The sequence below is a fragment of the Petrimonas sulfuriphila genome, assembly GCA_038561985.1.
Lineage (GTDB): Bacteria > Bacteroidota > Bacteroidia > Bacteroidales > Dysgonomonadaceae > Petrimonas > Petrimonas sulfuriphila.
On the sequence record CP073276.1, the window covers coordinates 1,549,494 to 1,567,472 of the forward strand.

Annotated in this window: 17 protein-coding genes; 11 read left to right on the forward strand and 6 right to left on the reverse strand. The window is 43.7% G+C overall.

The features are described from left to right. Nucleotides 1-115 precede the first annotated feature (115 nt). Nucleotides 116-1,381, forward strand: a complete 1,266-nt coding sequence (locus KCV26_06375) for a carboxypeptidase-like regulatory domain-containing protein (protein WZX37994.1) — start codon at nt 116-118, stop codon at nt 1,379-1,381. An 87-nt stretch (nt 1,382-1,468) separates the two neighbouring features. Then, complete coding sequence (rpsO, locus tag KCV26_06380) at nt 1,469-1,738, forward strand: 30S ribosomal protein S15 (protein ID WZX37995.1); 270 nt, start codon at nt 1,469-1,471, stop codon at nt 1,736-1,738. 278 nt (nt 1,739-2,016) lie between these two features. Here the strand turns inward: rpsO and KCV26_06385 are convergent, their stop codons facing one another. From KCV26_06385 to trpS, 3 genes are all read right to left on the reverse strand, one after another. Continuing rightward, a complete protein-coding gene (locus KCV26_06385) occupies nt 2,017-2,886 on the reverse strand; it encodes a GNAT family N-acetyltransferase (protein ID WZX37996.1) in 870 nt (289 codons plus the stop codon). A gap of 5 nt (nt 2,887-2,891) precedes the next feature. Then, nucleotides 2,892-3,791 (reverse strand): DUF2156 domain-containing protein, encoded by a 900-nt coding sequence (locus tag KCV26_06390; protein ID WZX37997.1) that lies wholly within the window; start codon nt 3,789-3,791, stop codon nt 2,892-2,894. A gap of 107 nt (nt 3,792-3,898) precedes the next feature. Continuing rightward, a complete protein-coding gene (gene trpS, locus KCV26_06395; GenBank protein WZX37998.1) occupies nt 3,899-4,888 on the reverse strand; it encodes a tryptophan--tRNA ligase in 990 nt (329 codons plus the stop codon). 161 nt (nt 4,889-5,049) lie between these two features. Here trpS and KCV26_06400 point away from each other — a divergent pair, with 161 nt between their 5' ends. The 4 genes from KCV26_06400 (at nt 5,050) to KCV26_06415 (ending at nt 8,666) form a co-directional block, all read left to right on the forward strand. Further along, nucleotides 5,050-6,954: a family 20 glycosylhydrolase gene (locus KCV26_06400; GenBank protein ID WZX37999.1), complete on the forward strand. Its 1,905-nt coding sequence runs from the start codon at nt 5,050-5,052 to the stop codon at nt 6,952-6,954. 124 nt (nt 6,955-7,078) lie between these two features. Next, the gene (locus KCV26_06405) at nt 7,079-7,657 is read left to right on the forward strand and encodes a 50S ribosomal protein L25/general stress protein Ctc (protein WZX38000.1); all 579 of its coding nucleotides are present in this window, start codon (nt 7,079-7,081) and stop codon (nt 7,655-7,657) included. A 20-nt stretch (nt 7,658-7,677) separates the two neighbouring features. Continuing rightward, entirely contained in the window at nt 7,678-8,241 is a 564-nt protein-coding gene (gene pth, locus KCV26_06410; GenBank protein ID WZX38001.1) for an aminoacyl-tRNA hydrolase, read from the forward strand. Between the two features lie 20 nt (nt 8,242-8,261). Continuing rightward, complete coding sequence (locus KCV26_06415; protein ID WZX38002.1) at nt 8,262-8,666, forward strand: RNA-binding S4 domain-containing protein; 405 nt, start codon at nt 8,262-8,264, stop codon at nt 8,664-8,666. A 3-nt stretch (nt 8,667-8,669) separates the two neighbouring features. Here the strand turns inward: KCV26_06415 and KCV26_06420 are convergent, their stop codons facing one another. Then, nucleotides 8,670-9,386, reverse strand: a complete 717-nt coding sequence (locus KCV26_06420) for a 2-phosphosulfolactate phosphatase (GenBank protein ID WZX38003.1) — start codon at nt 9,384-9,386, stop codon at nt 8,670-8,672. Between the two features lie 69 nt (nt 9,387-9,455). Between KCV26_06420 and maf the strand changes: the two genes are divergently transcribed. Beyond that, nucleotides 9,456-10,049, forward strand: coding sequence for a septum formation protein Maf (gene maf, locus KCV26_06425; GenBank protein WZX38004.1), 594 nt, complete (start codon nt 9,456-9,458; stop codon nt 10,047-10,049). Nucleotides 10,050-10,254: 205 nt separating this feature from the next. Here maf and KCV26_06430 read toward each other — a convergent pair whose 3' ends face one another. Beyond that, nucleotides 10,255-10,482 carry a DUF433 domain-containing protein gene (locus tag KCV26_06430; protein ID WZX38005.1) on the reverse strand — a complete coding sequence of 76 codons (228 nt, stop codon included), beginning with the start codon at nt 10,480-10,482 and terminating at the stop codon, nt 10,255-10,257. Nucleotides 10,483-10,598: 116 nt separating this feature from the next. Here KCV26_06430 and KCV26_06435 point away from each other — a divergent pair, with 116 nt between their 5' ends. Continuing rightward, a complete protein-coding gene (locus KCV26_06435) occupies nt 10,599-11,981 on the forward strand; it encodes an aspartate kinase (GenBank protein ID WZX38006.1) in 1,383 nt (460 codons plus the stop codon). A gap of 71 nt (nt 11,982-12,052) precedes the next feature. Here the strand turns inward: KCV26_06435 and KCV26_06440 are convergent, their stop codons facing one another. Continuing rightward, on the reverse strand, nt 12,053-12,481 hold the full coding sequence (locus tag KCV26_06440; GenBank protein ID WZX38007.1) for a helix-turn-helix transcriptional regulator: 429 nt from the start codon (nt 12,479-12,481) through the stop codon (nt 12,053-12,055). Nucleotides 12,482-12,895: 414 nt separating this feature from the next. Between KCV26_06440 and KCV26_06445 the strand changes: the two genes are divergently transcribed. From KCV26_06445 to KCV26_06455, 3 genes are all read left to right on the forward strand, one after another. Further along, a complete protein-coding gene (locus KCV26_06445; protein ID WZX38008.1) occupies nt 12,896-13,126 on the forward strand; it encodes a hypothetical protein in 231 nt (76 codons plus the stop codon). A gap of 142 nt (nt 13,127-13,268) precedes the next feature. Further along, nucleotides 13,269-16,313, forward strand: coding sequence for a TonB-dependent receptor (locus KCV26_06450; GenBank protein ID WZX38009.1), 3,045 nt, complete (start codon nt 13,269-13,271; stop codon nt 16,311-16,313). 12 nt (nt 16,314-16,325) lie between these two features. After that, nucleotides 16,326-17,960, forward strand: a complete 1,635-nt coding sequence (locus KCV26_06455) for a RagB/SusD family nutrient uptake outer membrane protein (protein WZX38010.1) — start codon at nt 16,326-16,328, stop codon at nt 17,958-17,960. Nucleotides 17,961-17,979 lie beyond the last annotated feature (19 nt).

The following is a 17,979-nucleotide window of genomic DNA, read 5'->3' on the forward strand; positions in this document are numbered from 1 at the left end:
CTTATAAAATAATCATTAAAACTCTGTGGTTTAGTTTGATTGTTTAAGTAAAAAACGTTTACTTTGTGTAGCGTATGTAACCCGATGGATAAACAATTTAAAACTTTCCAAACCAATGAAAAATTATAGGATTATTAACTTATTGCTGTTGCTGCTCTTTAGTTTTCAGCTCTTTGGGGATGACGTGTTGCAGGCACAATCGTATACGCTGCGGGGTAGGGTATTGGCAAGTGACACCCGCGATCCGCTTTCCAATGCGAGTGTAACTGTAGGAAGCCTGAATATATCGAGTGTCACCAACCAGGATGGATACTTTACGCTCAGGGTTCCTGCATCGGCAAAAAACTCCAGACTGATTATACGGTATCTGGGGTATGAGAACCTGGAGGTTCCGGTGGTTACGCTCATCGACAAGCCCAACAACCACATTATGTTAATACCTTCTTTCATTGAACTGGGGCCGCTTGAAGTAGTTTCTGGTGATGGAAGTGAGTTGATAAGGGAAGCGTTGAGCCGTATACCGCAAAACTATTCTACCGATCCCAATATGATGGTGGCGTTTTACCGGGAATCGATAAAGAAAAATGCAAACTATATTTCTTTGGTCGAAACCGTATTGGATGTGTATAAATCTTCGTATCGTTCGTACGAGAGTGACCAGGCAAAAATCTACATAGGCCGGAAAGCAACCGATATTTCGCCGCGCGATACTGTTTTGTTGAAGTTTCAGGGCGGAATCAGTACAGCACTTATGTTGGATGTGGCGAAGAATCCCGAGATCGTTTTTGGTGAAAAAGGGGATGAATATATTTTCACCATTGAAAGAATGATAAGCATCAACAACAAGCCGCACTATGAGATTAATTTCCTGCCGAAGAACGGTATAAAAGATATTCTGTTCCGGGGAAAGGTTTACCTGGATGTTGAATCCCTGGCTATTGTCAGAATAGAATTTAACATGAATGTGGAGGGCCGGAAAGATGCTTCCAATATTTTTATCCGGCGTAAACCTTCAAAGATGAAAGTGGATGTGGAAGAAGCCCGCTATATTGCCGATTTTATCGAAAATAACGGTAAATGGTTTTTCAATTACAGCAGCACTGAAGTCCGGTTCCGGGTAAGGTGGACTAACCGGTTCTTCGGGCTTTTTGCAACAAACTACACGATCGGTTCCGAGATGGCCATTACGGACAGGTATCAGGAAAGTGTCAATAAATTTCCGAGGGATGAACGAATCCGTTCTACCGATGTGATTGCGGAAAAGGTGGAACACTTCCAGGATCCTGAGTTCTGGGGCGAATACAACGTGATTGAACCCGACATAGAGATAAATAATGCCATAAAAAGATTGAGTGGGAGATTGATGCGCCGTGGAGAATAAATAGTTGTAAAATATTTGTAATCTGAAAATTTAGCTGTATCTTTGCCTCCCAAAAACTTTTTAAATAAATTTTTACAAACAAGTTTTATGTATTTAGATTCTGAAAAAAAGAAAGAAATCTTTGCCAAGCACGGAAAGTCTAACACTGATACTGGCTCGCCTGAAGCGCAGATAGCATTGTTTTCATACCGTATTTCGCATTTGACTGAGCATTTGAAGTCAAACAAAAAAGATTATAACACGGAACGTTCATTGAAAATTTTAGTGGGTAAACGTCGTCGTTTACTGGATTACCTGGTAGAAAAAGATATCAATAGGTACAGGGCTATCGTTAAAGAATTAGGCCTGAGAAAGTAAAATTTTCCGGAAAAACGAAAAAAAGGGAGTCGACGCTATTCAGCATTACTCTCTTTTTTGTTTTACATCCGTGCGGTCAGAAATCATACAGAATTCCAGCAGAAAAAATGGATGGCAAATTAAAAAATATGTTATAAAACATGTAAATATATTTTGCAGGTATGAAAAAAGAGGCTTATCTTTGTATCGATAACCTAAAACAATCTTTTTTACCTTATTGACAATAACAGGATAAACCGAAGACAAAAGAGGTCATCTCGATCGAGGTGACCTTTTTTTTATTCCATCATAAAGCCAATCAATGGCTGTTTTTCAGGAAAAACAAGGCGGTAATCATTTGAAAATTCTGAAGTTTTATAACCAAGAAGTAGCTGGGTCAGCGCATCTATCTCTACATAGAAATGCGTTGTTTCTTTTTTGCTGCTTTTGGAGACACTCCCGTTTTTTATCACAAAAACAGCATTATTTTTCCCGATAATGGGGTCTGAAACTTTTACAGAAACTTTTATTTGGGGATATTTTTTTGCGAAAATTATCAACAGCTTTTCTGCATCTGTGATGCGCGACATGGCCATCAGGCCTTTTTTGACTGGAAAATCAAACAATGCGGCTTCTTCCACAATTGCACGAAAATCATCCGGCGTTTTTTGCACTGTCATGTCGCGTTGACGAAAAAAAGAATCGAATATCTCGTAAGCATTATGGAGGTTTTCCGATTCAACCATAATTTTTTGTAAGTCGGGAAGAGGGGCACCTGCATCAAATGTTTGGGTAAATCCAAATTGCCTGTAGAACTTCATTACTGTTTTGTCCTGCGGAACCAGAATGGCAAGCGGGATTCCTTTTTCATCCATTTCACCGAAAGATTTTTTGATAAGAGCCCCCATAAATCCTTTTTTCCTGGCTTCTGGTAGCGTGCATAGCCCGGAAAAATAAGCTACTGGAATTTCTGAACCGTGAAATGAAAAATCAAACGGGAGCATCTGCAGGGAAGAGACTGCCTTCCCGCTCTCGAAATAGATCAGTGTATTTTCGTTCCTGTATTTCTCCCGGAAATAAATCTCCATGTATTCGTCGGAATCGCCGAACACGGTTTTCCACATGTCGTAAACCTGCTGTCTGGTCGTATTGTCGGCGTAGTGTATCATGGTGATTAATTCTTAAGGCGTGCGTTGTATTTCTCGAGTAGAATATCGGGCTGATAAGACAGCTTGGCATTACGCAGGTTTTCAATACCCATGTCTTCTTCCCGGTTCACATAAGTAAAATCCGCTGCTTCATTCTCGATAAATTGCTGGTTGATGATGTTGTAGGCGCCGTGTATAGTGGTGAATGCCTTTTCTACGTGAACAATAAAGGTGTCTTTTGTAAGGGGCTCACCGATTGTGAATGCGGCGATTTCGTTGTTCACACATATTAACCCGCCCTTCAGCTCCAGGTATTCAAAATTCTCAAGCATCAGCGTAGTAGCAAAATCGTCGTAAACCAGCGAAGGGTCCTTCTCTTCCAGGTTTATCTGCATCCACTGGTCGAGCATTTCTTTACATTCCTTTACCAGTGCCGGATTCCCGGTCAACGATTTGTATTTCCACTCGTTTTCGCGCTTAAACCTGTTGATATGATTCCTTTTGCTTTGTAACTTTTTCCCGGTAAGGTTGATCATTTTTTCTGTTGTGTAGATATAGTCCGATACGCTGCGGTTGAACTTGTAATCGAAAGCACCGGGCATTGCCGTTTCAATTTCATTGATCATCTCCTGAGTCAACCCCCTGATCTGAAAAGTCGTATCAAACTGCTGGTGGTCGTCTATGATCGTTTCAATGGCTCTCTTTATATTGTCGCCTCCCACCGGTTTCAGGTAGGAGTTCCGGTTGTTGTTGTCCCTGAACCGGATAAAAAGCCATTCGCCCTCCGTTGCGTATTGGGTGTCGAACTTTTTCCCCCAGCTGTACAGATTGGTGAAACAGAGATCCGATGCCCTGTAATTTTGTTTGCAGAGGTGCGAATTGATAATGTCTTTGTCTTTTAATTCTATGGATTTAAACGGTAGCATAAAATCGTTGCATTGTAGTTATTGAGTGTGAACAATCTTTTATGCGAAAAGTTTAACAAAAAAAGGAATGACACTGTCATTCCGTCAAAAATCAGGGGCCTGTTGGTTTAAAATTTTTTGAACCCTACAATCTCCCGGACTGCGGCAATGGTTTTTGATGCGCTTTCGCGTGCCTTTTCTGCCCCTTCCCGGGTGACCTTTCGCAAATAGGCGTCGTCTTTTTCAATTTCCAGGATTCGTTCGCGAATGGGTGAAGTCACTTTAATAATGTCTTCGGCCAGTTGTTTTTTCAGGTCGCCGTAACGAATGTCACATGCGTTCCATTTGTTTTCGTAATGTTCTACAACTTCGGGGGTCGAAACCACACGCATAATGGTAAACAGGTTCTCTATGTAGTCTGGTTTCACGGAATTCGGCTGAGTGGGTCCGGAATCAGTGAGGGCACGTTTTACTTTCTTTTCGATCTCTTTGGGCGAATCTGCCAGGTAAATGGCGTTTCCTTCCGATTTTCCCATCTTCCCGCTTCCGTCCAGCCCGGGAATTTTCACCAGTTCCTCTCCAAAGTTGTATGCGACAGGCTCTTTAAAAAATTCCACACCGTAGAAATTGTTGAACCGGCGGGCAAATTTACGGGTCATCTCCAGATGCTGTTCCTGATCTTTTCCCACGGGCACCTTGTCGGCGTTGTGAATAAGGATATCGGCAGCCATCAGCGTGGGGTAGGTAAGTAATCCCGCATTTACGTTCTCGGGTTGTTTTCTTGCTTTCTCCTTGAATGATGTGGTTTTGGCAAGTTCACCCATGTATGCGTGCATGTTCAGATAGAGATACAACTCGATCGTTTCCGGCACGTCACTTTGTATATAGATGACCGATTTACCGGGATCAATGCCCGCGGCCAGGTAATCCACCAATACATTTTTAACGTTCCCGTGTAAATCTTTCGGGTCGGGGTGTGTGGTGAGTGAGTGAATATCGGCAATAAAAAAGAAACACCGGTTCTCGTCCTGCATCCGGATGAAGTTGCGCAACGCACCGAAGTAATTTCCTAAATGCAAGTTTCCCGTCGACCGGATTCCACTGAGTACTGTATCCATATTGAAATTGACTGTTATTTGAAGTGCAAAGATAATAAATATTTACGATTTAGGATTTCATGTGTTCTGTTGTTTGATGGAACAGAATCACGAAACTCATCCTTTTTTTCGTAAATTTGCAAATCACAAATCAATCAAACAACAAATTCAATAGTTTTACGATGAAGAAATTTATTCTATTATTTACCTTATCCGTTTTTGGATTGCTGACTTTTGGCCAGCAGGTTGAACGGGGAATTTCCATTATTCCCGAACCTGTTTCTGTGGTGAAAAAAGGAGGACATTATGTGCTACCCGACAATATCGTGATTTCCGCTCCTGCAGGAGATGAGATGAGCTTCATAAGCGAACACCTGACGAAAAAACTTTCCACGGCTCTGGGTAAAAAAGTGACCGTGCGCAACAATGTGGCCAGCGCGGACATCGTTTTAACGGTCAATGCGAAGACAGACACCAAAATTGGCAACGAAGGGTATACTTTATCGGTTACTTCGGGTAACGTGAACATTAGCGCCAATAAACCGGCCGGGTTGCTGTACGGTGTCCAAACGTTCTTGCAGCTTTTGCCGCCTCAAGTTGAAAGTGATAAACCCGAAAGGAATGTTTCCTGGCAGGTCCCTCAGGTGGAGATTACCGATTATCCCCGGGTAGGCTGGCGCGGGTTGATGCTGGATGTTTCCCGACATTTTTTCACCGTTGACGAGGTTAAACAATACCTGGATAATATGGTGAAATATAAATACAACCTGTTCCATTGGCACCTCACTGACGACGAAGGGTGGCGGATCGAGATAAAAAGCCTGCCCAAACTTACGGAAGTTGGGGCGTGGCGTCAGGAGCAGATCGGGTGGTTTGGCGGCTTTTCTCAACCCGATCCCGATGCCCCGAAAAATTACGGCGGGTTTTATACCCAGGACGAGATTAAAGAAATTGTTCAATACGCCAAAGAAAGAAACATTCAGGTGATGCCTGAAATTGATGTCCCCGGGCACAGTTCGGCTATTCTCGCAGCTTATCCTGAGCTGTCTTGCTTCCCTGAAAGCGGCGCACACGCCGTGCGTACGGGGGCCCCTTTCCTGGATTGGAATACGGGTGGCCGGCCGGCAGCCATGTACGAAAATACGCTTTGCCCATCCAACGAAAAGGTGTATGATTTTCTGGATAAACTGATGACTGAAGTGGCTTCGCTTTTCCCCTTTGAATATATTCATACGGGTGGTGATGAAGCACCGTACACGTTTTGGGAAAAAAGCCCCGAGGTGAAACAGCTTATGCAGCGCGAAGGCATTAAGGATATGGCCGGAGTGCAATCCTATTTTGGTAAACGGCTGGAGCGGATTATTTTATCAAAAGGCAAAAAGATGATGGGATGGGACGAAATTCTGGAAGGCGGTATTACGCCAACCACTGCGTTGATGAGCTGGCGCGGCGTTAATTACGGAATTGAAGCGTCCAAATCGGGGCATTATGTGGTGATGAGCCCAACCAATTACGTGTATATCGATTATATGCAGGGCGATATCAGCACAGAACCCCGCGTATATGCTTCGTTGCGGTTGAACCAGACTTATAAATTCGACCCGATTCCCGAAGGAGCTGATGCTAACTATATTTTAGGAGGCCAGGCCAATCTGTGGACAGAACAGGTTTACAACATCCGTCAGGCAGAATACATGACCTGGCCGCGTGGATTTGCTGTTTCTGAATCGCTTTGGTCTCCCAAAGAGAGAAAAGACTGGGACCAGTTTGTGTTGAAAACAGAAAATCATTTCATGCGTTTCGACTACGCAAAAACGAAATATTCACCAGCCATATACGATCCGATTGTGCGTGTTACGCGTGACAGCGAGCAGTATTTCGTGGAGCTAACTACAGAAATAAGCGGATTGGATATTTACACCAGTTTCGACAGTTCAACACCGGATAACTTCTATCCCAGATATGCCAAACCGCAGCTTATCCCCAAAGATGCTGTTATGATGCGTATAATCACGTACCGCGGCGATACGCCTATTGGGCGGTTGTTAAGCATTCCGGTAGAAGATTTGAAGAAAAGAGTCCGGTGAAAGTTTGGATAATAAAAAGATTATCACTATTTTTGCGCCGCTTTTTGGAAGCTCCCTCGTGTGATGGGAAATAAAGAAGCAAAAAACAAACTTTATTTTGAGTAACACAAACAAAAATTAAAAAATGAAAACGTACGAATTAAAAGGCGAAGTCAGAGAAGATTTCGGAAAAAAAGCAGCGAGAAGCTATCGTAGCGAAGGGCTTATTCCCTGTGTTGTTTATGGCGGAAGTAACGAAAAAAACCTCAATTTTGTGGTGAAAAAAAGCGATGTCCGCAACCTCATCTACACGCCCGAAGTTTATTTGATCAACCTTGTTTTGGATGGAAAATCCGTAATGGCTATTTTGAAAGAGATACAGTTCCATCCCGTAAAAGACAATATTCTTCACATCGATTTCTTGCACGTATTCCCCAATGTTCCGCTTGTAATTGAACTCCCGGTTCGCTTGGAAGGGTTGGCTGCCGGTGTTAAGTCGGGAGGTAAACTGTCGCTCGACTTGCGTAAACTGAAAGTGAAAGCATTGGCTGAAAAGCTGCCCCAGGAATTGGTTGTCAACGTAGAAGATCTCGAATTGGGAAAATCCATTCAGGTGGGCGAGTTGAACTTTGAAGGACTAGAACTGCTGACCCCGAAAAATGCCGTTGTTTGCCGCGTTCAGCTGACACGTGCCGCTAGAGGTGCCGCAGCTAAAGCACAGTAACGGTAAAGAGAAAACGTTAAATGAAGTATTTAATTGTGGGATTGGGGAATATCGGGCCTGATTACGAGAACACCCGCCACAACATAGGATTTAGGGTATTGGACGCTTTTGCAAAAGCGTCCAATATTGTTTTTCAGGACAAGCGATACGGCTTTGTCGCCGAGACCCGGTTGAAGAATAAATCGCTTCTGCTGCTAAAACCTTCCACGTTTATGAACCTAAGCGGGAATGCCGTCCGGTATTGGCTGCAAAAAGAGAAAATTGAAGACAGGAATCTCCTCGTAGTGGTAGATGACCTGGCTCTGCCGTTCGGTACACTGCGGTTGAAGTCGAAAGGCAGTGATGCCGGGCATAACGGGTTGAAACACATTGAGCAGGTCCTGGGTACTCAGCAATACGCCCGGTTGAGGTTTGGGATCGGAAATGATTTTCCCCGCGGAGCACAGGTGGATTATGTGTTGGACGAGTTTTCCGGTGAAGAGAAGCAGTTTCTTCCCGAACGATTGGAGAAGGCTGCGGAAATTATACGCAGTTTTTGCCTGGCCGGCGTAAATATTACGATGAATCAGTATAATAATAAGTAAGTGAGGTTGTATCAAAAAGGATGAACGAAGTTCGGATCGATAAATGGATGTGGGCTGTGCGGATTTTTAAAACCCGAACGGTTGCGTTGGATGCATGCAAGAAAGGGCGTGTGTTGATCGATAACGTATCGGTGAAACCGTCGAGGATGATTCGTGTCGGAGATGTCGTTCAGGTACGTAAGCCGCCGGTTACTTTTTCGTTTAAAGTGCTGGGTTTATCCGATAAACGGATGGGGGCAAAACTTGTCCCGCAATTTATGGAAAATGTTACCCCTCCTGAGCAATACGAAATACTGGAATTGAACAAGATAAGCGGATTCGTGGACAGGCAGCGCGGAACCGGGCGCCCCACCAAAAAAGAACGCCGCGATCTGGACCAGTTTACCGATAAATTCGATTTTGATGAGTTTGACTGGGATGAATAAAAGCTATTGCAACACTGTAAGCTTTTTACTTTCCCTGTTGTAATACGGCACCACCGAGACCGTATTCCGCTGGAGGCAATAGGCCGCATCGCCCTCTGCGCCGTTGGCGATGAGGCGGTGGTAATGGTCGGCGTTTTTCAGATAATCCATCGGGGAGTTTCTGGCTTTTTCCCATAACTCCATTGCTATCCGCACAGCGTCTGATCCAAAAACAATTTCCGCCCTTTCCGACAATTTTTTCACAAAGGCTCCGCCAAACAACGTGTCTTCCATACTTACGCAGTTGTTCCAGCCGGCACATAAGACCACAATTCTTTCACCCGACGACAAGCAGGTGTCGGCCAGGTTGTCTATGTTGGAAAACGCGCCGATAAAAAGCCGTCCGCAATCTTTTGCAGCCTCTATAGCCCTCGTGCCATTGGTTGTGGTGAAAACAATATCCCGTCCCGACACTTTATCCGGCGTATATTCAAACGGGGAGTTTCCAAAATCGGCAAACTCCACGCGACGGGTTTTTCTTTCAGCCCCTACCAGGAATCCCTCTGATTTGTACCTCTTTGCCCGTTCGATGTCGGCAACGGGAATTATGGAGGCAGCTCCGTTATTGAAAGCAGCACACATCGTGGTGGTGGCCCGGAATATATCGACTACCACAACCACATCGTTCTCCTTCTGATAATAGGGGTAAAGGGCGGGAGAGAGGCAAATATCAACAATCATAGACAATGAGTTTCGTGCAAATTTACAAAAAACAAACTTTGTTTTGTAACTTTGTTGAAAATTTAGGGAATGGCCATTGCAAATTATCACCTTATCCTCGCCTCCAACTCTCCCCGGCGAAAAGAACTGCTTACCGGTATCGACATTGAGTACGAAATAAGAACGTTGCCCGATATCGAAGAAACATACACCAACGATACTCCCCCGGAGAAGGTGGCGGAATACCTTGCCCTTAAAAAAACAACCGCTTACCTGCCACAGCTTAAAGACAATGAACTCCTGATTACGGCCGATACCGTTGTCCTGCTGAACAATAAAGTCTACGGGAAACCGATGGATAATGCCGAAGCAAAGCGGATGCTCCGAGAACTTTCGGGCCAGACACACCGGGTCATCACGGGGGTTTGTCTTACATCCACGAAAAAACAAGTGGCTTTTTCCGACACTACCCGGGTTACTTTTACCGAATTATCGGAAGAGGAGATTGAATACTACGTGGAAAGATACAGCCCGTTGGACAAAGCCGGCGCTTACGGAGTGCAGGAATGGATCGGCTACGTGGCGGTAAAACATATTGAAGGCTCTTATTTTAACGTTATGGGGTTACCGATTCACCGTGTGTATGAAGAATTGAAATCGAGTTTCGGGTTTGCCAGGAAATGACTAAAGGATTTGTTACTTTAATTTAAGGATTTCAAAACATCCAAAATTATTATCATCGATAAAATTATCAATATCTTTTGAGTAGTTTCTCAGAATATCCGCAATTTCCATAGTTTTTAGATTTCCCGTACGAATCCAAATTATTTTTGGCGGAAACCCATAGCCCTTCATGCTTAACCGTTGTCGAGCAATTTATTAAATAGTTTCATACCGCTATTAGATAGGTCTTATTCTCTCTGTTTGCCGCGAAACTTAATGCCGCATAGATATCTGTCTCTGTCAATTCATCAAAATCGGACAAGATTTCTGGGATTGTCATTCCGGAAGCAAGCCATCCGAGAATATCCCCTACGGTTATCCGCATTCCCCTTATGACGGGCTTTCCCCCGCGTTTACCAGGTTCTATGGTGATAATTTCTTTATAATTAATCATAACTGAAAATTTTTACGCAAATTACGTCATTTTTTCTAATCTGCAAAAAAAATCCCTACATTTGCACGTCATAAAACTTCTCCGTCCCTGACGGATTTAAAATCGCAAACAAAACGATGCTTACAGTAGAAAAAATCGGCGGAACATCCATGTCTCAGTTTCAGGATGTGCTTCAAAACATCATAAAAGGCCATCGCAAAGGTGATGAGTATTACAACCGTATATTTGTAGTTTCGGCATACAACAACGTGACCAATTGGTTGCTGGAACATAAAAAGACGGGTGAGCCCGGGATTTACAACAAGTTTTTGAACGGGGAAGATTACAGTAGTGCACTGGACTCGTTCTGTCAACGGCTCTTACTGATCAACGATGGATTTGCCGACATTGGCCTGGACTTGAAAGAAGCGCGTGATTTTATCCGGTTTCGAGTGGACCAGGCAAAAACCCTGCTCTACAGCTTGGGAAAAGTACTTGCGTCGGGATACGTAAACATGACTGACATCCACCTGGCGGCCAGGGAAATCCTGGCTTCCCTTGGAGAAGCCCATTCGGGATGGAATTCGGTCAACATATTGAACAATAACGGTATAAATGCCCGGTTTATCGACCTTTGCGGTTTCAACGACAATGAGCCGCTGACCATTGACCAGCGTATCCATCGCGAATTTGCAGGAGTCGATTTTAGCAATATCGTCTGTGTGGCAACAGGATATACGAAAGGAACAGAAGGTATTATGCGCGCATTTGACCGCGGATATTCAGAAGTAACCTTCAGTAAGATCGCCGTTGAAGTGAAAGCAGATGAAGCGGTTATACACAAAGAATACCACCTTTCCAGCGCCGATCCTAAAATTGTTGGGGTAGAAAACAGTGTTCCTGTTGGACAAACCAATTATATTATTGCCGACCAGCTGGCAGACATCGGCATGGAGGCTATTCACCCGAAAGCTGCGAAGCCCCTGGAGTTGGCTGGAATCAACATACGCATTAAAAACACTTTCGAACCGGAACATCCGGGAACATTGATTTCACGGGATTATATTTCGCCCGAGGCGCGTGTTGAAATCGTTTCGGGGTCACGCAAAGTGATTGCTTTGGAGATCCACGATCCGATGATGGTAGGCGAAGTGGGTTACGATGCGCGAATCATGCAGTATTTCCAAAAATACAATGTGAGCTACATCCTGAAATCTACCAACGCCAATTCTATCACTATGGTGGTCTGGGATGAAGAGAGGGCTCACGAACTTATCCGGGTACTCAAGGAGGTATTTTACCAGGTAACGGTGTTGCCGGCTGCCATTGTCTGTGCCATGGGAACGAACATTGCTATGCCTGGATTCCTTTATCGGGCGGCAAAGGCGTTGCACGAAAAGGGTATAAACGTTGAGAGTTTTGCCCAATCACTGATGCAGGTGAATATGCAGTTTGTCATTTCCCGCGAGCAATACGAAGAGGGAGTGATCGCCCTGAACGAAGCGTTGTGTAAAAGATAGTTTGCTGTGAGGCATTCGCGATGGGAAGCCCACCGCCTTTCCGGGTGGTCGGAAAGAGTGAAATGGGAATCTTAGGGTCGCTCCTTTAACAACTGTTCCAGAAGAGCGTTTTTTTCTTTTTCCAGTTCAAGCATCCGTTCGTAGAGGGCGGTTTTCTCATTGGACAATTCGATAAAACGGTCAACAGGGTCGGGGTTGTTGTTGATTACATTGTAGTATGCGGCGCCGCTTCCTTTCTCAAAGGTGTTATTCTCAATAATCACCGTTACCGGGTCTTCTTCCAGTTCCCTGATCAGTTCGGGGACAACATTCAGTGCTTTGGCAAATCTATTAATCATCTCATCTTCCAGTTCTTTCTTCTGTTCGTAGTTAGAGATTCGCGCCTGGGTGGTTCCCATCATATCCGCCAGGACTTCCTGTTTGATCCCTAAGGTATGCCGGATACGCTTGATAGCGTGTCCGTGATGTGTGTTTTTTAAAGTCCGTTCTTTTGTTTCCATTTTTGTTGTTTGTTTTCGGAGTTGCAAAACAAAAATAGCGACTTTTGGTGAGATACGTATAATTATATCGGAGAATTGCATAATTATACTCCTGTTTTGTTCCGTTATTCACAAAGAATCTTTATTCCTTTGTTACTGAATAGTTTTAAAAAAACGGTAAATTGTTGTTGACGACAACAAACATCTTATGATGAGTTGATTAATTGTTAAAAAAAAGGTTGAAGTTGATAGTGAATCAAATTCTCTCGTACATATAAATAAAGAATCATCGAATTGTTAAAAAGTAAGCCTATGAAAACATAACAGATTAAAACGAATTATTATCTTTGTGTTGTAAAAAAACGGCACAAACTAATATAAGCGCTTTTTTGGTCTTTACTACGAATCCGCAAAATTCAAACACGAGGCCAAAGAATGGAAGCGCCCTTAGCAATAAGGGCGTGGACATTGTCTTATTCTCGTGTTAAGGCCCTTGCGGAGCCTGTAGTAAGGAATAGCGACAATCGTCCACGCCTCTTTTTTTATCCCGCATATACATTCTTTGCCTGTACGATTGCCCATTACCGCACCGGGTTTCAGTTATCTGCAAACTCTCTTCTCTCTCAGCCGGCATTGGCCGGAAATATCCGTTTGATTTTTCAATAGACGCCGACAAGGTATTTGCCGTTTGTAACGGATCGAATTAATAGCCGGCTTGTAAACATTAACATATACTATGACACATAAAGATTTTATGGGATACATAATATCGAATAATTTATCAATTAATCTAAAGCAAAGACCAGGAATGAAACAGGTAATTTTAAGTTTAACAAAAGGGATTATGCTTCTCTTGATATGGACATTCTCTGTGTGTTTATCTGCGCAAACAGTGACAGTGAAAGGAGTAGTCAACGATACCAAGGGAGAGTCATTGATTGGAGTATCTGTAATGATACGGGGAACTTCCACCGGTACCGTGACCGACTCGGGTGGAAATTTTATTTTATCGAATGTGCCTGCGGATGCGGTATTGGAGATATCTTATGTGGGAATGGTTTCACAAACGATACCTCTTGAGGGCAGGGCAACGCTTGATATTGTATTGCAAGAGGATGTGGAGGCTTTGGAAGAAGTGGTGGTGATTGGTTACGGCACGCAAAAGACGAAAGAACTGACCGGTTCGGTTGCCTCCGTAAAAGGGGATCAGATCCGGGAAATACCGGTTTCCAACGTCCTGAATTCCTTGGCCGGGACAATGGCAGGGGTTACCGTAAACACGCGAAGCGGAGAACCAGGATTGGATAATCCGACTATCTTTATTCGTGGAAAAAATACGCTGGGGAACAATGCTCCTCTGATCATCATAGACGGGGTTCCGAGGGATGGGTTGGAAAGGCTCAACCCCAACGATATTGAAAATATAACCGTACTGAAAGATGCTACGGCTGCCATCTACGGGGCACGTGCCGCCAACGGGGTGATACTTGTGGAGACTAGACGCGGACGGGCAGGCAAACCTGCTTTCAACTTTACGTACAATGCCGGTTTTCAACAAGACACAAGGGTTCCTCAAATGACTGACGCTTATACTTTCGCATCCATCCAGAACGAAATAGAAGTGCTGCACGGGAGGCCGGCTATTTTTAGTGACAGTGAATTGGAACTGTATAGAAACGGTACAGATCCGTACTATCCAAGTACAGACTGGTACTCTTATATCACGAAGAAATTCACCCCGCAAAACCGTATGGATCTTTCAGTGGATGGAGGTAATGAGAAGATGACATATAGGATCTCGCTGGGAAGAACATTTCAGGACGGACATTATAAATACGGTATCACCGAACATGAGCAGTATAACCTGCAATCGAAAATCGATGCCAATATTTCAGAACTTGCCTCGATCGGGCTAAATCTGAGAGGAACAGTGTTGGATGGCATCAGGCCTTACAACTACAACGATATATATCCACATATTTTCTTGTACCATCCTACCTGGTTTCCCTTATGGCCGGGCACGGATTATCCGGCTCCCGGTCGAGATAACGACAACCTGATCAATAGAGTAAGTGCTAACGAGGGATACAGGAAGTCAAAGAGTAAAATGCTTCAATCCACGCTCACTTACCGAATCAATGCTCCCTGGGTTGAAGGATTATTCCTTAACGGAAGTTTCAATTATGATTTCAGTAACAACTTCAACAAAGTCTGGTATGAACCGAGTTTTGTCTATTACCGGGATGAAGATACGGGTGAATATACCCGGGGAAGAACCGGATTCGGAGCGGATGACCCGAGTTTAAGCGTGGATACCGGAAACAACAGTATGTTTTTATGGAATGCCATGCTGAACTACGAAAAGCAATGGAATCAACATAGTTTTGCTGGTCTGGTAGGGTATGAACAGATGACCGGCAGTTACGACTACCTGCTCGGTTCCCGGAGCCGCTTCGTATCTACCAAAATACACGAATTATTTGCCGGAACCAGCGACAGAAACTATATGAATAACAACGGATCAGCAGGAGAATCGGCACGTATCAACTATTTCGGGAGATTAAGTTACAATTATGCCCGGAAATATTTATTGCAGTTTACATTCAGGTATGACGGCTCCCAGAACTTCCCGCGCGACAAAAGGTTCGGTTTCTTTCCAGGTGTTTCAGCCGGGTGGAATGTTTCGGAAGAGGCATTCATGGATAAAGTCGATTTTATCTCCTACTTAAAATTGAAAGCATCCTACGGAAAAATGGGAAATGATAATATTCCGGCGTACCAATACTTGGCGGCCTACGGATTTGGCAGTAATTACGTGATCGGCGATGTGGATGTAAACGGCCTTAATGCATTAAATGTTCCTAATCCCAATATCACCTGGGAGATTGCGAATACATTCAACTTCGGAATAGATTTTTATCTTTGGAACGCATTGCGCGGTGAAATCAATATTTTCAATTCGGAGAGATCCAATATACTGACTAAACGATCAGCTGTAATTCCGGAATATACCGGCCTACAATTGCCGGACGAGAATATCGGGATTGTCCGTAACAGGGGGATAGATCTTGAAATCAGTTACAATTCCCAATATAAAGGTGTCCAATATTTTATTTCCGGTAACTTCTCTTTCGCAAGGAATAAGGTTATCTTCACGGATGAAGCGCCGATGGCGGAAGAGTACCAATTGGCGACAGGGAGGCCTTTAGGATCAAGATTGCTGTATAGATCCATCGGTATATTCAAAGACCAGGCAGAGATTGAAAGCTATCCGCATCTATTGGGAGCCCAACCGGGTGATATCAAATATGAGGATGTGAATAAAGACGGGGAGATAAATTCATACGATAGGATACGAATCAATGAGACTGCTGATCCTGAAATAATATTCGGATTAAATGCCGGGATCATTTATAGGAATTTCAATCTATCGGTACTTTTGCAGGGTCAGGAAAATGCTAATTTTTTAAACACCACGAACTGGACCACTTCTCTGAGTAAAGGAGCAGGGAATTACTACCAATGGCGTGTGAAGAACCACTGGACGCCCGAAAACAGGGATGCCACGATGCCAAGGAGTTCCGAGAGCAGGGGAGAGAACACGCAACCTTCCACTCATTGGCTTATGGATGCCGGATTCCTGAGGCTGAAAAATGTGGAGCTCGGTTATAATCTGCCTGCTAACTGGATAAAGAGGTTTGGACTACAAAACTGCAGGGTCTACCTGAGTGGGAACAATCTCTTACTGATTTATGATCATATGAAAGAGATCGGGTATGACCCGGAAGTGCCTTCTCCATGGTATTATCCCCAGCAGAGGGTCTACAACATAGGTATTAATTTTACATTTTAACTTTACGACACAATGAAAAAAATAAAATATCTGAGTATACTGATTACCTTGGTGGTTTTTACAGGTTGCCATGATATCCTCGACATCGAGCCTAAAGACAGGATAACGGGGATATGGGCCAACGAGGCGCTGGTGGAGTCTTACGTGAACGGTATGTATAACAGCCTTCAGCACGGATTTAGTGAGGCTTTATGGGGTTCTCTAACGGATGAATTGCACGATGTACACAATAACGGAGGAGCATGGACTGTTCAGCGAGGAGAATTGACTTCGGACAATATTTCAACATTGGGGACAACAACTACACCTTATGTCAATAAATGGGGGTATGCTTATGCAAGGATAAGGGATATCAATGAATTTTTTGAAGAGATTGAGTCTTCCGATTTTGAGGAGGAAATCAGGGATCGACTGAAAGGTGAAATGAAATTTATACGGGCATATTTATATTCGGAATTATTGTGGAGATACGGGGATGTGCCGTTGGTCACACACGTATTCGCGCTTGACGATGATTACACGACAGTGGCGAGGGATAGTTACGATAAAGTGGTGGATTTTATCGTAAAAGAATTGGACGAAGCCGCTTTGTTGTTGGGCAATAGTGAGATTAAAAAGGGGAGGGTGACACCCGATGCTGCTTTAGCGCTGAAATCCCGTGTTCTTCTGTATGCTGCAAGCCCACTAAATAATCCATCCAATGACCGTGCTAAATGGGAAAAAGCGGCACAAGCGGCACAAGTTCTCTTAGATAAAAAGTACACACTATACCCCGATTATAAGAATCTGTTTTTAGAGGATAATGATGAAATAATATTTGCAAGATATTTCACCAAGTCTCTCAATCACAATATAAATGGAGTGTCCGGTACGAATAGTCTATACGGGGGCGGTCATAATCATCCTACTGAAAATCTTGTGATGGATTATGAAATGGTGAACGGTGAATTCCCGTACAGCCTTGATGCTTCGAACAACATCATCGTGAATCCCGCTTCAGGATACGACCCAAACAATCCTTACCTGAACAGAGATCCGAGATTTTATGCTTCCATACTTTATGACGGATGCATTTTTCAGAATCATGAGATCGAAACTTTTGACGGTGGAATCGATTCTCCCCTAAGTAGCGTGGTGCCGTGGAATGCTACCATGACAGGATATTACCTTTATAAATTTATCAATCCTTCTAAATCGGTAAATTTAAGAACCGATGATCTAAGCACCAATCCTTGGATATATTTTCGCTATGGGGAAATTCTTTTGAATTATGCCGAAGCTAAATTTGAATTGGGAGATGAAGATGCCGCAAGAAAATATATCAACCGGATTCGGGCAAGGGCAGGTATGCCTCCTGTTGACTCTTCAGGGCCCGATTTAAGAGATAAGATACGTCATGAGAGAAGAATTGAACTGGCTTTTGAAGGACATCGGTTCTTCGATGTCAGAAGATGGAAAATCCTTGAAGAGGTATCCATAAAACAAATCCTGGGGATGCAGATTAAGAAAGCCGCGAACGGAGAGAAGAGTTATACTGTAAAAGTGGTTGCGCCGGTAGCATATTATGAACAACACCACCGGTTGCCTATACCTCGCACAGAAATTGACAAAAGTGGAGGGACGTTAATTCAAAACTCAGGTTATTGAATAAGGTTTTTCTTGTCAT

Bases quoted from the DNA above. Each gene is read 5' to 3' on its own strand.
- KCV26_06375 (WZX37994.1), top strand. From the start codon at position 116: ATGAAAAATTATAGGATTATTAACTTATTGCTGTTGCTGCTCTTTAGT.
- rpsO (WZX37995.1), top strand. From the start codon at position 1,469: ATGTATTTAGATTCTGAAAAAAAGAAAGAAATCTTTGCCAAGCACGGA.
- KCV26_06385 (WZX37996.1), bottom strand. From the start codon at position 2,886: ATGATACACTACGCCGACAATACGACCAGACAGCAGGTTTACGACATG.
- KCV26_06390 (WZX37997.1), bottom strand. From the start codon at position 3,791: ATGCTACCGTTTAAATCCATAGAATTAAAAGACAAAGACATTATCAAT.
- trpS (WZX37998.1), bottom strand. From the start codon at position 4,888: ATGGATACAGTACTCAGTGGAATCCGGTCGACGGGAAACTTGCATTTA.
- KCV26_06400 (WZX37999.1), top strand. From the start codon at position 5,050: ATGAAGAAATTTATTCTATTATTTACCTTATCCGTTTTTGGATTGCTG.
- KCV26_06405 (WZX38000.1), top strand. From the start codon at position 7,079: ATGAAAACGTACGAATTAAAAGGCGAAGTCAGAGAAGATTTCGGAAAA.
- pth (WZX38001.1), top strand. From the start codon at position 7,678: ATGAAGTATTTAATTGTGGGATTGGGGAATATCGGGCCTGATTACGAG.
- KCV26_06415 (WZX38002.1), top strand. From the start codon at position 8,262: ATGAACGAAGTTCGGATCGATAAATGGATGTGGGCTGTGCGGATTTTT.
- KCV26_06420 (WZX38003.1), bottom strand. From the start codon at position 9,386: ATGATTGTTGATATTTGCCTCTCTCCCGCCCTTTACCCCTATTATCAG.
- maf (WZX38004.1), top strand. From the start codon at position 9,456: ATGGCCATTGCAAATTATCACCTTATCCTCGCCTCCAACTCTCCCCGG.
- KCV26_06430 (WZX38005.1), bottom strand. From the start codon at position 10,482: ATGATTAATTATAAAGAAATTATCACCATAGAACCTGGTAAACGCGGG.
- KCV26_06435 (WZX38006.1), top strand. From the start codon at position 10,599: ATGCTTACAGTAGAAAAAATCGGCGGAACATCCATGTCTCAGTTTCAG.
- KCV26_06440 (WZX38007.1), bottom strand. From the start codon at position 12,481: ATGGAAACAAAAGAACGGACTTTAAAAAACACACATCACGGACACGCT.
- KCV26_06445 (WZX38008.1), top strand. From the start codon at position 12,896: ATGGAAGCGCCCTTAGCAATAAGGGCGTGGACATTGTCTTATTCTCGT.
- KCV26_06450 (WZX38009.1), top strand. From the start codon at position 13,269: ATGAAACAGGTAATTTTAAGTTTAACAAAAGGGATTATGCTTCTCTTG.
- KCV26_06455 (WZX38010.1), top strand. From the start codon at position 16,326: ATGAAAAAAATAAAATATCTGAGTATACTGATTACCTTGGTGGTTTTT.